Annotated in this window: 8 protein-coding genes; 3 read left to right on the top strand and 5 right to left on the bottom strand. The window is 72.2% G+C overall.

Translation table 11 applies throughout. The features are described from left to right. Positions 1-5 precede the first annotated feature (5 nt). The 3 genes from GCE65_RS02155 to GCE65_RS02145 form a co-directional block, all read right to left on the bottom strand. The gene (locus tag GCE65_RS02155; RefSeq protein WP_152817236.1) at positions 6-482 is read right to left on the bottom strand and encodes a carboxymuconolactone decarboxylase family protein; all 477 of its coding nucleotides are present in this window, start codon (positions 480-482) and stop codon (positions 6-8) included. Then, positions 479-2482, bottom strand: a complete 2004-nt coding sequence (locus GCE65_RS02150; RefSeq protein ID WP_152817235.1) for a S9 family peptidase — start codon at positions 2480-2482, stop codon at positions 479-481. Before GCE65_RS02150 ends, GCE65_RS02155 begins: the two co-directional genes overlap by 4 nt. A gap of 109 nt (positions 2483-2591) precedes the next feature. Then, positions 2592-4937, bottom strand: a complete 2346-nt coding sequence (locus GCE65_RS02145; RefSeq protein ID WP_152817234.1) for a bifunctional UDP-sugar hydrolase/5'-nucleotidase — start codon at positions 4935-4937, stop codon at positions 2592-2594. A gap of 128 nt (positions 4938-5065) precedes the next feature. Between GCE65_RS02145 and GCE65_RS02140 the strand changes: the two genes are divergently transcribed. From GCE65_RS02140 to GCE65_RS02130, 3 genes are all read left to right on the top strand, one after another. Continuing rightward, positions 5066-5755 (top strand): hypothetical protein, encoded by a 690-nt coding sequence (locus tag GCE65_RS02140; protein WP_153877207.1) that lies wholly within the window; start codon positions 5066-5068, stop codon positions 5753-5755. Positions 5756-5849: 94 nt separating this feature from the next. Further along, a complete protein-coding gene (locus GCE65_RS02135; protein WP_152817232.1) occupies positions 5850-6299 on the top strand; it encodes a nitroreductase family deazaflavin-dependent oxidoreductase in 450 nt (149 codons plus the stop codon). Positions 6300-6429: 130 nt separating this feature from the next. Then, positions 6430-10485: a GDSL-type esterase/lipase family protein gene (locus GCE65_RS02130; RefSeq protein ID WP_153877206.1), complete on the top strand. Its 4056-nt coding sequence runs from the start codon at positions 6430-6432 to the stop codon at positions 10483-10485. A 443-nt stretch (positions 10486-10928) separates the two neighbouring features. On the opposite strand, the gene GCE65_RS02120 is transcribed toward GCE65_RS02130, so the two are convergent. Further along, positions 10929-12308, bottom strand: a complete 1380-nt coding sequence (locus tag GCE65_RS02120; protein ID WP_153877205.1) for an IS1380 family transposase — start codon at positions 12306-12308, stop codon at positions 10929-10931. Further along, complete coding sequence (locus GCE65_RS02115) at positions 12190-15708, bottom strand: exo-alpha-sialidase (RefSeq protein ID WP_153877204.1); 3519 nt, start codon at positions 15706-15708, stop codon at positions 12190-12192. Before GCE65_RS02115 ends, GCE65_RS02120 begins: the two co-directional genes overlap by 119 nt. Positions 15709-15730: the final 22 nt, after the last annotated feature.

Below are 15730 nucleotides of genomic sequence, written 5' to 3'. Positions count from 1 at the left end.
CCCGGTCACGACCCGGAGGGCTGCTCCCGCGGCGGGTGCACCGGCCGGTCGGCGTGGATCCAGATCCGGTTGGAGTCGTTGATCGCGATCGCGACCCAGGTGGCCGCGCTGATCTGCTCGGGGGCGAGCACCGCCGCGAGGGCCGTGTAGCCGTCGTCGTCCAGATGCCGCTGCGCGACCAGGGTGACCGCCTCGGCCAGCTCGAGGCACGCCCGCTCGACGTCGGAGAAGTAGCGGGTCTCGCGCCACGCCGTGAGCACGCCGATGCGTTCGACGGTCTCGCCGGCCGCGAGCGCCGCGGCGGTGTGCGCCTTGAGGCACATGGCGCAGCCGTTGAGCTGGGAGCAGCGCAGCCGGATGAGTTCGATCGCGCGCAGGTCGAGGCCGGCGGCGAGCGCGGCGGTCTTCGCCTCCTCCCCCAGCCGCTCGCTCGCGGCGAACGCCTCGGCGGCGTGGGCGGGATTCACTCGGCGGATGCTCATGATCGTGCGGCTCCTTCGGTCACCGGCAGGTGGCGCTGCCACCACGCGAGGATGTGGTCGAACCGGGCGCGGCGGTGCGCCGGCCGCCCGGACCGGGAGAGTTCGTGGCCCTCGCCCGGGAAGAGAAGGAACTCGGCGGGCACGCCCCGCCGTTTGAGCCCGACGAACCAGCGCTGCCCCTGTTCGAGGGGGCAGCGCCAGTCGTGCTCGGAGTGGATGACGAGCGTGGGCGTGCGCACCCGGCCGATCGCGGCCATCGGCGACTGCGCGGCCACGAGCTCCGGGTCGCTGCCCAGGTACTGCAGCCCGAAGAACCAGCCGATATCGCTCGATCCCTCGAAGGAGACCGGGTCGAGGAATCCGCGCTCGACGATCGCGCCGTGCCAGCGGTGGTCGATCGTCGTGAGCCAGGCCGTGAGGTAGCCGCCGTAGGAGCCGCCCATGACGCCGACCCGGCCCGGGTCGAGCCGGGGGTGGGCGGCGAGGGCGCCGTCGAGGAAGGCGAGCACATCCTGCGCGTCGAGCCGCCCCCAGCCGCCGATCGTGGCGCGCCCGTGTGCCTGCCCGTAGGAGGCGGAGCCGCGGGGGTTGCAGAACACGACGGCATAGCCCGCCGCCGTGTAGGCCTGGACCTCGTCGAAGTAGGTGGGCGAGTAGGCGGCGTGGGGCCCGCCGTGGATGAGCAGGAGCACGGGGTGGGGGCCCTCGCCCGCCGGCTGGGTCACCCAACCGTGGACCGGGTAGCCGTCCGCGGCGCTCACCTCGAGTTCGGCCGGTGTGAACACGCCCGCCTCCCGGCGCAGCCGTGCCGACAGGTCGGTCACCTGGCGGGCCTCGCCGTCGGCCCCGATGTGCCACAGGTCGCCGGCCGAGCCGATCCCGGCGGCGACCGCAAGCGCGCCCGCCGAGGTCCCGATCCCCGCGGCCGACGTGACCGTGACGGGGCCGGAGAGCATGCTCGTGAGCTCGCCGTCGTAGCGGAGCAGCTCGACGCTTCCCCGGCGCTCCCGGGCGATCACGACTCCTCCCTGGACGGCGCAGAATCCGTCCGCGACGAGCCCGCCGGCCTGCGGGTCCGTGTGGACCCGAAGGTCGATCAGTTCCGTGCCCACGAGGTCCGCGGAGGCGAGCGCGGCCCGCTTGCCGATGAAGTCGGTGCGGTCCGGCCCGTAGTCGGCGAGCAGCAGCCAGACGCGCCGCTCGTGCGTGAGGTCGCGCACGAGGCCGCCGACGATCCACGCACCGGTGTCGACCACGCTCGCCGTGCCGTCCGGGCGGATGCGCACGAGCTCGCAATGGTGCGCGCCGCGCACCTCGCGCAGCGCGAGCAGATCCTCGCCGAACCAGATCGGCGCCCGGAACGCACCGGCCCCGCTCGTGACGGCGACCGGTCGGGTGGGTGCGCCGGCGCGCGCGGGGCGGGCGACGTCGTCCAGAGGCGCTGGATCGGCCTGCGGATCGGCCTGGGGATCGAGCGGGCCGGGCAGGGTGAGGGTGAACACGCGCTCGGGCCGGTCGAGGTGGAAGCCGGTGCCCTCGGCGCGGTAGTCGAGGTGGGTGATGTGCCGGGGCGGCTCGGCGTGGGCATCGACCGCCGCGTCGGTTCCGTAGCGGCCCGGTTCGGGAACGCGCGCCGCGTAGGCGAGCCGGGTCGAATCCGCGGAGAACCGCAGCGGACCACTCACCCCGCACTCGTGATCGGTGAGCACGAGCGGCTCGCCGCCGCCGGTCGGCATGACCGCGACCTGCGGCAGGCCGTCCGCACCGGCGCGCAAGAAGGCGAGCCGGCGACCGTCCGGCGAGCAGACCGGGGCCGTGTCGAGCTCGCCGTGGGTGAGCGGGGTGAGATCGCCGGTCGCGAGGTCGACCCGCCAGAGCCGGCTGCGGTAGGCGTCCGCCGCCAGGTCCGCGCCGGTGACGGCCACCGCGGCCCAGCCGCCGTCCGGGTGCGGGGCGGGCGTGCCGAGGGTGCGGATGAGCGCGAGCTGGTCGGGCGTCATGGGCACGAGCCTAGATCCTCCCGCGGACACGGGCCGGACGGGGTGGGGCCGGGTCGGACGGTGGGGCCGGGCACCCTGATCACCCGCGCCCGGCCCCACCCTCGCACGCTCAGTCGCGGGCGCTGCTGCGGCGGCGGCGCGCCACCGCGACCGCGGCCGCGCCGTTGAGCAGGAGCAGCACTCCCACGATCGCGGCGAGGTCGACATCCGCGCCCGTGTCGGGCATCGAACCGCCCGGCACGGTGACCGAGGGTGTCGGCGCCGGCGTCGCCGAGGTCGTCGGCGTCGGCGTCGGCGAGGCGGTGTCCGTCGGGGTCGGGCTCGCCGCGGCGGCGGTGAGGGCGACGCCGAACCAGACCGAGTACCCGTTGACCGCGTCGGTCACCTGCAGGCGCCAGGCCTGCGGATCCTCGCCGAGCCCGTCGATCTCGGGCACCGTGAGGCGCACCTGGGCCCGGCCGACCTCGTCGGTGGTGTCGACGATGCTCGGGTCGAGCGGGGTGGTGCCGAGGTCGACCGTCTCCTCCGTGTCGGGGTTGACGAGCGCCAGGCCGAGCACCTCGGGCTTCGGCTCGTTCGTGCTGAACAGCATCGAGGACAGGTCGAGGGAGATCTCCTCCCCCACCCGGTAGGTGTCCTCCTGGCTCGTGTTCCAGTGCACCCCGATCGCGCGCTGGTCGTAGTCCGGCGTGACCACCTCGCCCGCCGCCTCGGCGGCCTTGAAATAGTCGACGAACGCCGCGAGATCCACGATGCCGGAGTCGGCGTAGTCCGCCCCCTCGCCGAGGGTGGTGAAGTTGTCGCCGCCCGAGGCGAGGAAGTTGTTGGCCACGACCCGGTAGGTGGCGTCGGGGTCGAGCTGTTCGCCGCCGATCTCGACGTAGGTGATGTGCTCGCCCGTCGGGGCGGCCGGATCGTAGAAGTACCACATGCCGGACAGGCCGAGCTTGAGGAACGGGCGGCTGGCGCCCTCAGGCTGCCACTGCTCCTCGAGCACCTGCTTGATCTGGGCGCCGGTGAGATCGAATGTGTTGAGCGTGTTCGCGAACGGCTGCACGGTGGCGGCCTGCTTGTAGGTGACCGTGCCGTCGGTGCCGTACTTGATGTCGGTGCGAATGCCGCCGGGGTTCATGAACGCGACGACCGGCAGGTCGTCCGTGGCCGCCTGCTCGTCGATCGCCCAGATCTGGGCATCGGCGATGAGGTTGCCGATCGTCGACTCCCCACCCCGGTTCTCGATCGGTTCGCCGGTCTCGGCATCCACCTCGCTCTGCACGGCGCGGTTGAGGTCGTCGCTCACGTGGCCGATGACCTGACCGCCCAATTCCTCGGCCGCCTCGACCGCGGTCCGCACGACGTCCTTGACCGCGTCGACCACGTCGTTGCCCTCGGGCACCGGGTAGTAGACGGTCGCGCCCTCGTCGTCCTTCCAGGAGAGCGGGATCATGTCGCTCGCGGCCCCGGAGAGGCTGAGCTCCCGGGTGTCGCCGCTGCCGGTGACGGCGAACGACAGCGTGATCCGGCCGAGGTTCGCACCGAAGGAGCCGGTCTGGATCACCGGCATGCCGTCGACGGCGACCTCGTACATGACGTGGGTGTGGCCGGAGAAGATTCCCGCGATGTCGCCGCGGTCGGCCATGTCCTGCACGAATCGCCCGAAGTGGGTGGCCGTGTCCGTCACCGCGGCGGCGTTCGCGCCGCCGTCGTGGATGAGGACGACGATCGCGTCCGCGTCCGCCACCTCGGTGTTCTCCTCGATCACCCGGTCGACGGCGTCGGCCGGGTCGCCGAAGTCCAGGCCGGCGATCCCCGCCGGGGTCACGAGCGAGGGCGTCTCCTGGGTGACGACCCCGATGAACGCGATGCTCGCGCCGTTGGCGGTCTCGATCACGTCGTATTCCTGCAGCGCCGGGTCCCCTGTGCTCTCGTCGTAGACGTTGGCGCCGAGGTAGGGCCAGTCGAGCGCGTGGCCGGCGAAGTCCCCCGTGCCGTCGATCCGCTCCTTCAGCGTGGCTATCCCCTGGTCGAACTCGTGGTTGCCGACCGAGGAGACGTCGAGCCCCATGGCGTTGAAGACGTCGGTCGTGGGGATGTCGTCGCCGATCATCGAGGTGAACGTCGAGGCTCCGAAGAGGTCGCCGGCGCCGACGAAGACCGTGTCGGCGTTGTCGGCCCGGACGTCCTCGACGGCCGCGGCGAGCCTGGCGGCCGCCCCCGTGTTCTCGTCCGCGATCGTCACGGTGCCGTCGGCATCGGTGGAGACCTTGAGGCCCTCGTCGATCCGCCCGTGGAAGTCGTTGACGCCGACGAGGTCGACCGTGAGGGTGTCCCCGTCGATGTCCGCCGCCGCGGGAACCGCGGTGGCCACGCCCGCGAGGGCCAGTGCTGCGACCCCGAGGGCCGCCGCCGGTCCGCGCCACGATGCGCGACCGGCCGTCATGGTGCCGAGTCTCATGTGCTTGTCCTAGCTATCGACAGTGATCCGCCCAGTGCGAGCACCCTAGCCCCCCGAGCCCCGCCGTGGCGACGGTTCGGTGAAGAATTGTCAGCAGCGCGCGGGTGCCGATGCACTACGGTGTGCTCATGATCTCGACGAGGCGGTCCCCTTCCCGGCGCGTGGTGCGTGGCTCCGTGGCGGCCGGCATGGGAATGCTGCTGCTCGCCCTCGGCGCATGCACCGCGCCGAGCGGGCCGAGTGGGCCGAGCGGGCCGAGCGGGCCCGACGCCGGGGCCGCGACGACGGGCGGTGTCGACGAGCCGTCCGCCACGACGGAGCCGGTGACCGAACCGGTCGAGCCGACCACCGACCCGACCACGCTCGCCCCGGCCGGGGCCGAGTGCCTCATCGGCGAGTGGCAGGTCTCGCAGGACACCCTCCAGGGGTATTACGACTCGCTCGAGGTTCCGGCCGGCTTCGCGATCGAGGGCGGCACCGGGTTGACGTTCACGGCCGACCGGTACACCTACACCCCCGACTTCACCCTGACGATGGACATCGCGGGCCAGCGCGCGAGCGGCATCACGACCGGCTCGGTGAGCGGCAGCTACACGGCCGAGGACGGCGTGATCAGCACGAGCGGCGATGAGAACAACCTCGAGCTGACGATCGAGGTCGGCGGTCAGTCGATCGACGGCGGCGCCGCGGCGGGCGACCTGCTCGACTCCGTGCCCATTGCGTCCGCACCGTTCGAGTGCACGCCCGAGGGCCCGATCCTCATGTTCGGGGCCGGGTCCGCGGGCCGCGTGCCCGTGCAGCTGGAACCGGCGGGGTAGCTCGGGCCGGCGCAGACCCCACCGGGCCGACAGGGCCCACGGGGCCCACGGGGCCCACAGGGCCCGCGCCGGGCGCCGGGGCTAGGTTGGACTCATGCCACTCGAGGGAACCTACGAACCGAGTTCGGATCCGGCCGCGGCCTGGGCGCGTGAGCAGGCGGAGCTCTACGAGGGCTCCGGCGGGACGAAGGGCACGACCCTGCACGGGCGCCCGGTCGTGCTCGTCACGTCGATCGGCGCCCGATCGGGCCGGTTGCGCAAGACGCCGGTCATGCGCGTCGAACACGAGGGCGAGTATGCGGTGATCGCCTCCAAGGGCGGCGCGCCGAACCACCCGGCCTGGTACCACAACCTCGTCGCGCATCCGCAGGTCGAACTGCAGGACGGCGCCGACCGGCACGACTACATCGCCCGGGAGGTCTCCGACCCCGAGCGCGCCCGCTGGTGGGCCCGCGCCGTCGACGCCTTCCCGCCCTACGCGTCCTACCAGGAGAAGACCGACCGGCTCATCCCGGTCTTCGTGCTCACCCGGATGAGCGACTGACCCCGGGGCCGCCGGCCCAGGTCGACCGGCCCGGCACACCCGAACGCTCATAAGGCGTCGGCTCCGGTGAGCACGAGTGTGCGATAGAGTCAGGACGTCCCACATACGATGTCGTATAGAGGAGTGGCGCATGACAGCCCCCCGATCCCTTATCGCCCTGGCCTCGGCCGTCGGACTCCTGATGGGAGTCACCGCCGTCACCGCCGGCGCGACCGGCCCCACCGCGCCACCCGCCGCGCCCCCGCAGGCGCAGGCCGCCGCGCCGGCCCCCACGCCGTCCATGACGTTCGGCTGGGGCCTGAACGCCGAGGACCGGGTCTTCGACGGCACCGCCGTCCTCGACCGCAGCGTGAACGTCGGGCTGGTCGACTCCCTCGAGTCCGGTTCGTTCCAGGTCGCCTTCGCCACGACCGCCACGGACGCGAGCACGCTCCTGGCCCTGAGCGACACCACCCGCGACGACTCCCACCTCACACTCGGGCTCGACGACGCCGGCCGGCTCACCTACCGGGTGGTGCGGGCCGGAGCCGTGCTCACCGACGTGGTCTCCCCCGGGGCGTTCAACGACGGTTCACCACATCTCGTGCAGGTGGCCGTCGCGGGGAGCAGGGTGACGATCGACGTCGACGCCTCCCCCGTCCTCTCCGCCGCCGGCACCGCCTTCGCCGCCGCCGTGCCGGGCGCGAACTCCTTCACCTTCGGCGGGCGGCTCAGCGCCTCCGACCCGGTCGGCACCGACCTGTTCACGGGCACGATCTGGCGGGTCACCGCCTACGACCAGCCGCTCGGCTCGGCCGACCTGGCCGCCCAGGCGGGGGCCAAGGGCATTCCCGCCGAGGCCGTCCTGCCCGACGTCGGGGCCGTCCGCAACCTGCTCGCGGATCCCGATGCGGACGACACGCTCGTGTTCACCGGCGACTCGATCACCCACGGCGCGCTGTGGACCTTCGGCTGGAGGTCCTGGTCCGAACACGTCGACTCCTACCTCCGCGCGGAGTTCCCGGGCGCCGAGCACCGCGTGGTCAACACCGCCGTCTCCGGCAACACCGCCCGCGACATCCTCGAGGACTGGACGAACCGGGTGAGCCGATGGGACCCGGCCGCCGTCACGATCATGATCGGCATGAACGACGTCGTCCACCTCGGCGGCGCGAGCGGTATCCCGACGTTCCGGGAGCAGCTGACCGAGGTCGCGACCACGATCCGCACCGGCGGCGCGATCCCGATCTTCGCCACCTCCGAACCGATCCGCGGCGGCGACGGCGGCAACCGCGCGGCCTACTCGCAGTACGTCGCCGCCGTCCGCCAGGTGGCCGCCGAGCAGCGCGTCTTCGTCGTGGACATGTACACCGACTGGCTCCGCCGCAACGACGGCACTGTGCCGGCCGGCTGGTGGGGCGACTCGATCCACCCGGGCGGGCAGGGACACTACGAGTTCGCCCGGCACTTCCTCCGCTCCGTCGGGCTGCTCGACCCGGCGAGCGCCTTCGCCTCGCTGTCGGTGCCCCCGACCTCCGCCCCGCCCGTGCCCGCGACCTCGCTCGCGACCGAACTGACCAGCTCCCAGGTCGGGATCGCACCGGGCGGCACGGTCACGATGACGGCCACCGTGCGGCCCGGCGACTACCCCGCCCGCGGTGTCGAGTTGGAACTGACACCCGATCCGGCGCTCACGGTCACCGGGGCGCTCGAGACGAGCCCCGGCGCCGAGGTGACGCAGCGGGGAGACGGGACCTACGTCGTCCGTTCGAACAGCGCGATCGCGGCGGGATCCGCGCTCACGGTCGAGCTCACGGCGACGGCGCCCGCAGCCGAGCACGAGCTGGTCTCGACCGCGCTCGCCACGGCGACGAACACGGTGGCGGCCGCGCAGCCGGTCACGCTGCGGCAGGCGGTCACGACCGAGCCGGCCGAACGCACTCGGCGCCCGGCACAGGGCCGCACGCAGACCTACGGCTGGACGTTCGCCGATCCGGTCCTCGACGGCACCACCCCGGTGGATCAGAGCTTGCACATCTCCTGGATCGAGGGCCGGCGCGAGGGCTCCATCCAGCTGTACGCCTCGACCACGTCGACCGGCACGGGCACGCTGCTCAGCCTCGGCAGCTCCGCGCACCCGGGCGACTCCCTCGCCGTGGGTATGGACGACGGCCGCGTCACCTACCGGGTCGTGAGCGGCGGCGAGGTGCTCGCCGACGTGCGCACGGAATCGCGGTACAACGACGGGAACCGGCACCTCATCTCGGTCGGCAGCCAGGACGGCCACCTGACGATCTTCGTGGACGCGATCCCCGTGCTCGTGGAGCCGGGACGCGCGTTCGTGGCGGATATCGCCGACCTCGATCGGTTCGTCATCGGCGGCCTCGTGGCCGGCGACGAGGTGACGGACCCGTTCACGGGCGAGATCCGGCGGGTGTCCGCCTGGAACGTCGTGCTCGGCACGGGGGCGCTCAGCTCCATGGGCATCGACGGCGCCACGTTCGCCCCGGCGGACGCCGCCGCGCTGCGCACCCTGGTCGACCGGGACTCGACCTGGCTGTTCACCGGCGATCTCGGCCCGGGCGTGCCGCGCACGGGCGGTGCGCGGGACTGGGTCGGCCACCTCGAGGAGCGGCAGCGGTGGGAGCGGACTCACCGCTCGAGCTTCGTCGTGGACACGACGGAGACGTCGAGCACCGTGGCCGAGTTGCTCGCCGACTACGACCGCCGCATCGGGGATGCCGGAGCGGGGATCGTCTCGATCGTCACGGGCGCCGAGGCCTCGGACGTGGCGGACTACCGCGCCGACCTCATCACGCTCATCGAGCGGGTGCGCACGGACGGCGCCGTGCCGATCCTCGTGCTCGCCCAGGCGGGGACGGACGACGGCCACCTCGCCGCCGCGCGCGCGGTCGCCGTCACGGAGTCGGTGCTGCTCGTCGACCTCGGCACGGACTGGCTGCTCCGCAATCAGGGCCACGTCCCCGCCTCCTGGCTCGGCTCGCCCGGTGACGATCCGGCGCTCACCGGCATCGGCGCCGCGAACGCGGCCGGGCAGTACGAGTTCGCCCGCACGTTCGGCCAGGCGCTGCAGACGTGGGACGCGAACGCGAACACCGGGAAGATCAGGTTCGCGCCGGTGTCCACGCTCACCGCGGATCTGACGACGACGGCCGCGACCGCCCGCAGCGACTCCCCGGTCGACCTGACCGCGACCGTGACGGCCGGGACGGCCCCCGTCCGCGACGGCGTGATCACCGTCGTGACCGGTCCCGGACTGGAGTTGACCGCCGCCCCCGAGTCGAGCCTGGGTACGGTCGTTCTCGGCGCGGACGGCAGCTATCAGGTGGTGCTCCCGTCAGCGGTGGCGCCGAGCACGCCGGTGACGATCAGCGCCTCGGCACGGGTGGACGCGCCGGCGGGTTCGGTCGTGTGGGCGGGGCTCGAGGTGAGCCTGGCCAATTCCGCGGGCCTCACGGCCGATCCGCGCGTGCAGGTGGCCGTGGTCGAGGGCGGCGGGGACGAGGGCGGCGGGGACGACGGCTCGGAGGGCACGGCCGACGCCGACGGCACGTCCGATACCGGCGGAACCGACGGCACCGACGGCACCGACGGCAGTGACGGCACCGACTCGGGCACTGACGGGGCCGACTCGGGCACCGAAGGAACCTCCGAAATCGGCGGCGCCTCCGACAGCGACGGGGCCGACGCGGGCACCGACGGGACCAGTGGGGCCGACGACAGCGAGGGCACCGGCGGCACCGGCCCGGCCGGGTCGGCCGACACCGGCGGTGCTGGCGGGTCGGACGCCTCGTCCGACCCGGATGACGGCTCGGCGTCCGGCGGTACCGCCGACACCGGCGGAACCGGCGGAACCGGCGCCCACGGGACGACCGACACCGAAGGTCTGAGCGCCGCGACCGCGGGTGGCTCCGGTGACACCGGGGCGCCGGCGGAGTCGAGTGCCGGTGGAGCCTCGGCCACGGAATCGGACGCGGATTCCGGCGGTGCGTCCGCAGCCGCTGACGACGCGCGCGAGGATCGCGACCGGGAGGCCGGTGCCGCCGCACCGGACGCCCCGAGCCAGGTTCCTCCCACTCAGTTGTCCGCGACGGGCGTCCAGGTGGGCACAGTCCTCCTCCTGGCCGCACTGACGGCCCTGGCGGGGATCGCACTCGCGCATGCGAGGCGCCGCGCCGACGGCTGAGGCTGCCACGGTCGGGCACCGCTTCCCACGAGGGAGCGGTGCCCGACTCGTTCCCGGCACTTCCACACTCCGACGCTCCGACACTCCGGCGCACACCCGCGCATGCGCGTACGCGGGCTCGGCGGTCGGCGGTCGGTGGTCGGCGGTCGGTGATCTGTACCTGGACCTGAACCTGGACCTGGACCTGGACCTGAACCTGAACCTGGACCTGGACCTGGACCTGGACCTGAGACGACACGACTGTGGCACCCATCGATCGATGGGTGCCACAGTCGAATCAGGAGGGGCCGGCGGATCAGGCGTTCAGCCTGGATCCACCGTCCGGGTCGTGGTGAGGGTGTGAGGGCCGGGTTCTGGCGGGTCGGGTCGTGTGGGCGTGGCGGGGCTGCCGGTCTGCCCGGCTTTTCCACTTGTGTTCCGGTCGTGCCCGTGGGGGCTGGTGGTCAGGTCGCCGGGGCTGGGGGTGGCCCGCAGGCAGCGACATAGAGCGCTTCCCAGGGGCCTTGGTGGGCCCAGTTCCGGGGTAGGTGCATGATCAGCCGTCGTGCCGAGGACGCGATCCGGGCGGGGACGCGGATGAGGTGGTCTCGGATGGTCGCGGTGGTGGCCCGGGCGTGGAAGAGGGAGGCCAGGGTCCCGGCGGCGCGGGTGAGGTTGAACGCGATCGCGGCCAGCACGAGCCAGGCCGCATTCGCGGTGAACTTGCCCGAGGGCGCGTGGGCCAGGGCCGAGGCGCGTAGATCGGCGTGGACGCCCTCGATGATGGCGTGGGCGCGGTGGGCCTTCTCGGCCTCGAGCATGCTCAGGGGCGAGTCGGTGAAGACGGCGTGGTACCGGTAGGTGGCGAACAGTTCGTCCTGCCCGGCCCTGGTGGCTGCGGGGTTGAGCCGTTTGACGCGGCGCACGATCAGCCGTGCGCTGATGTGCTCGGCCTTGGGACGGGAGGTGAACGCGGTGAAGGGGATCTCGGCGACCTGGGCATCAGAGATCAACCGGCCCTCGTCTTCGTCCCAGATCGCGTTCGGGTACCGGATCGGGGTCCAGGCCTGCGCGTCGATGCTGGTGATCGCGGCCGTGATCGCCGGGTTCATCCGCGCGGTCAACGAGAAGTGGGCACCGGCCCGGCCCGCCGCGGCGGCCACCTCACGGCTGTAGTAGGCCGAATCGGCGCGCAGGATCACCACCCCGCCGGCGCCGGCCGTCCGGGCGGCGGCGAGGGAATCGGCGACGAACTTGCCCGCCCCGCGTGCACTGTTGGCCGGGCCCCGGCGTAGCCGCGTGCCCACGATCACCGGCGCGGCCACCGGGGTGGCCACGGTCGCGATCAGCGCGTTGAGGCCCTTGACCTTGTTGTAGCCGTACCCGGCGCCCTGCTTGGCGTACCCGTAGGTCTCCTTGATCGTGTCGTCGATATCGACGTAGGCGATCTGACCGGCACCGGCCAGCACCGGGGCCTGCCCGGCCAGACGGGTCAGGAAGCGGGAGGCGATCGCGTCGAGCTGGCGGACATGCCCGAAGGTGAACGCGCGTAGGAACGTGCCCAGCGTCGAGGGCGCACGCGCATCCTGGAACAATTTGCCCATCCCGCCGTGGCGCAACAGGTCCATGTCATCGATGGAGTCGGCCCCCGCGGTCATACCCGCGACCAGCGCCAACACCTTCGCCCCTGGGTTCGCGCTGCCCGCACCCGACAGACTCAGATGCTCACCGACCAGCGCCGACAGCCCGGCCCGCTCGGCCAGCGCCATCACCGGGACAAGACCCGCCACGCCGACCAGGTTCGGATCGTCGAACCGTACCGAGGAGACATGAGATAGTTGCATCTACGAGATGCCCTTCTTTTTTGGGACTGCGTGCGTTGACAACACGCATTATCCCAGGCCAGGAGGGCATTCTCATGCTCCCACGCCACCCAGACTCAAACCAGCACGGTGGATCCAGGTTCAGTCGGCGACCCCTGAGTGCCATGCCCAGGCCGATCAGGGTCAACGCGAGCAGGCCCGCCGCGGTTGCTGCGATCCCGGTCGACGGCAGCCGGTCGGCTCCCTCGTCACCCGAACCGGCGTCGGAGCCGTCGGGGCTGTCCGCACCGGCGCCCGAACCATCTGCACCGGCGTCCGAGCCATCCGCGCCGACATCAGCACCGTCGGAGCCGTCCGACCCGCCGTCGGAACCAGCGCCCGAACCGTCAGCACCGGCATCAGAGCCGTCCGACCCGCCGTCGGAACCAGCGCCCGAACCATCAGCATCGACATCGGCACCGTCGGATCCACCGTCGGAGCCGTCCGACCCACTGTCGGAACCAGCGTCCGATCCGTCAGTACCGGCGTCCGAGCCATCCGCGCCGACATCAGCACCGTCGGAGCCGTCCGAACCGCTGTCGGAACCAGCGCCCGAACCGTCAGTGCCGGCGTCGGAGCCGTCCGACCCGCCGTCGGAACCAGCGCCCGAACCATCAGCACCGGCATCGGAGCCGTCCGAGCCGTCGGACCCACCGACGGAACCGTCACTCCCGGCATCCGACCCGTCGCTGCCGGCGTCGGTACCATCCGACCCGTCGGCGTCGGCATCCGACCCGTCCGAGTCGCCCGTGCTGCCACTGGTGAGGATCACCACGGGGGAGTCGAGCGCGATGCTGCCGATGCTCGGCCCGCTCTCGCCCCCCTCCCGGGCATCCCAGGACGTGACCGGCGCGAACTCACCGGCGTCGAGGTCGGCCTGGGTCACCACGTGGAAGGCCGTCGTGCACTCGTACCCGCCGTCGGTCGGTAGTGCGCGGTAGCGGCAGTTCGGCGCCCCATCGTCGGGGTCGAAGCCCTCGAGCGTTCCGTCCGGGACGACAGCGATCGGGCCACCGGAGATGTTCTCCACGGCGAAGGTGAACTCGAGCCGGTCACCGACCTCGTAGGTGTCCAGTTCCTTCGGGTTCGTGTGGGTCCCGACCACGGTGATCGGTTGCCCGGCGGGCGCGTTGGCCCGCACGGAGAGCGACCCCGACGACGAGCCCCGCGGCGTCGTCAACGTCAGCGGGATGCGCACCGTCTGCGGCACCTCGCCCCCCGGCACGGCGATGGTCACCGGCACCCGCACAGAGCCACCGGGGGCGATCTCCGGCACGACGGCCTCGGACGCGGTCCACCCGGCCGGCAGGTCGAGCGCGATGGCCGCCCCGGTGAGCGCGGCCGAGGTCTGGTTCGTGACCGTGAGCTGCACGTCGACGCTCGATCCCGGGTCGACACTCGCCTCATCGGCCGTGACGCCGGCGCAGATCCCGCCGAGCCAGGCGAGGTTGAAGTTGGCGTAGGCGATGCCGCCGCCACCGCCACCGGGCTCGTACAGGAGACCGATGCTGCCGTCGGGCTGGGTCGCGAGCGTGGAGTAGGCCATCCCGCCCGGCTCGAACGTCTTCGAGATCGGCCAGGTCTGCCCGTCGTCGCAGGACATCCGAATCGTTCCGTTGGTCCGGCTCGTGGTGCTGGCGGAGTTGGAGAACAGCAGGATCCTCGCCTCGTCGCTCCCCTCGGCCGCGTTCGGGAAGGCCCGGATGATCGACGCGTTGTTCGTCGGGTCCGGGAGCTCCCGGTCGAGGGTGACCTCGCCGTAGGTCACGCCGCCGTCGGTGGAGTAGGCGACCTTGCGGTAGCCGCTCCGGGCGCTGTCACGGGAGTTGAGCATGACGCGGCCGTCGGAGAGTTCGACGGTCTTGTTCTCGTCCATCGACACCCCGACCGGCGTCCCCGCCTGCCACGTGTCGCCGTGGTCGTCGGAGTAGACGCTCACGGCCTTGATCACCCCCGCGACCATGACCGGGAACTGCTGGATGAGCCGGCCGGCGTGCTCGCCGTACTTGAGCTGGATTCCCTGCCCGGAGGTCGCGAACCGGCTGGTCCACGACGGGTCCGGGGTGATCTGGTCGGTGATGATCTCGTGGGTCCAGGTGCGGCCGCCGTCGGTCGAGCGCGACACCTCGACGTGGGCGACGTTCCGGTCGCTCGGATCGGTTCCGGCGTGCGAACCGAAGAAGCCTTGGTCCTGCGAGTACACGTGGAAGTTGAAGACCTCGCCGGTGATCCGGTCCACGATATAGCTCGGGTCGGAGAAGCCGTGGATGGGCCGGCTCACCTTCCCGGCGTGGATGACGGTCTGCTCCTCCCAGGTCTGGCCGCCGTCGGTGCTGCGCCGCTGCAGGATCGAGTTCGGCCCGGGCGAATCGGCACCGGTCGGGCGCCCGTCGTAGGAGGCGAGCAGGTCGCCGCTGTTGGTCACCGCGAGCGCCACGATCCGGTAGTTCGGGAAGCCGCCGACGCCGTTCGTGGCGAGCTGCGTGCTGGTGTAGAGGGGCTCGCCCTCCCACGAGGCGTCGAAGTCGAGGCCCCCGTTGCCGGCCTCGGTGTGGTCGACGAGGCCGACCGGATCCCCGACGATCTCGATGCTCTCCTGCGCCCCCGGGTAGCCGGTGCCCGTGTGGATCGCCCACGTGGCGGTGGGCACGAAGGAGCCGGCCTCGAGGTCGGCGGCCGTCACGGTGTGCCGCGGGGTGCCGCACTCGTAGGTCGTGCCGGCGGGGTGGCTCGACCACTTGCAGCCGGCGTCGCCGTCGAGGTTGCTCTCGAGGAGTTGGGTGGAGCGCGCCTCGTCGAGAAGATTGGTGACGACGTAGGCGAACTCGAGCACGTCGCCCACCTCGTAGTCGTGGTCGGCCTGGGCGTTGGTCGCGACGACCTCGGCCCTGATGCCCGGTCCGATGAGGTCGACCGGCTCGCCGACGACCTCGACCTCGGAGGCGATCCCGACGTAGTCGATGCCCGAGTGGATGCCCCAGGTGGCGGTCGGGGTGAACGCGCCCGCCGCGAGGTCGGCCGCCGTCACCGTGTGCGTGGCCCGGCCGACGCAGCGCTGCTCGGCACCCGGGGCCGCCTTGAACCACTTGCAGCCCTCGTCCCCGTCGAGGTTGCTCTCGACGAGGCTCAGGCTGCGGTCCTCGTCGAGGAGGTTGACGACGACGTAGGTGAAGGCGAGCACGTCGCCGACGGCGTATTCCCCGTCCTCCGCGGGATCGACGAACTCGATCTCCGCCGAGATGCTGCCGTCGTCGGACGTGGCCGCCTCCGCGGCCACGGGCGCGAGGCCCAGCAGCCCGAGCGAGGCCGCTGCTGCGACGAGCAGCCCGAGCAGTCCTATGGCCCTGCCTCGTCGACGAGGGCCCATGGCGATTGCTGTCATCCCATACCTTTCAGAGCGTCCC

The sequence above is a fragment of the Pseudactinotalea sp. HY158 genome (assembly GCF_009660225.1).
GTDB lineage: Bacteria > Actinomycetota > Actinomycetes > Actinomycetales > Beutenbergiaceae > HY158.
This window is presented reverse-complemented; position numbering and strand designations above follow the sequence as displayed.

Bases quoted from the DNA above. Each gene is read 5' to 3' on its own strand.
- GCE65_RS02145 (WP_152817234.1), bottom strand. From the start codon at position 4,937: ATGAGACTCGGCACCATGACGGCCGGTCGCGCATCGTGGCGCGGACCG.
- GCE65_RS02115 (WP_153877204.1), bottom strand. From the start codon at position 15,708: ATGACAGCAATCGCCATGGGCCCTCGTCGACGAGGCAGGGCCATAGGA.
- GCE65_RS02130 (WP_153877206.1), top strand. From the start codon at position 6,430: ATGACAGCCCCCCGATCCCTTATCGCCCTGGCCTCGGCCGTCGGACTC.
- GCE65_RS02135 (WP_152817232.1), top strand. From the start codon at position 5,850: ATGCCACTCGAGGGAACCTACGAACCGAGTTCGGATCCGGCCGCGGCC.
- GCE65_RS02150 (WP_152817235.1), bottom strand. From the start codon at position 2,482: ATGACGCCCGACCAGCTCGCGCTCATCCGCACCCTCGGCACGCCCGCC.
- GCE65_RS02120 (WP_153877205.1), bottom strand. From the start codon at position 12,308: ATGCAACTATCTCATGTCTCCTCGGTACGGTTCGACGATCCGAACCTG.
- GCE65_RS02155 (WP_152817236.1), bottom strand. From the start codon at position 482: ATGAGCATCCGCCGAGTGAATCCCGCCCACGCCGCCGAGGCGTTCGCC.
- GCE65_RS02140 (WP_153877207.1), top strand. From the start codon at position 5,066: ATGATCTCGACGAGGCGGTCCCCTTCCCGGCGCGTGGTGCGTGGCTCC.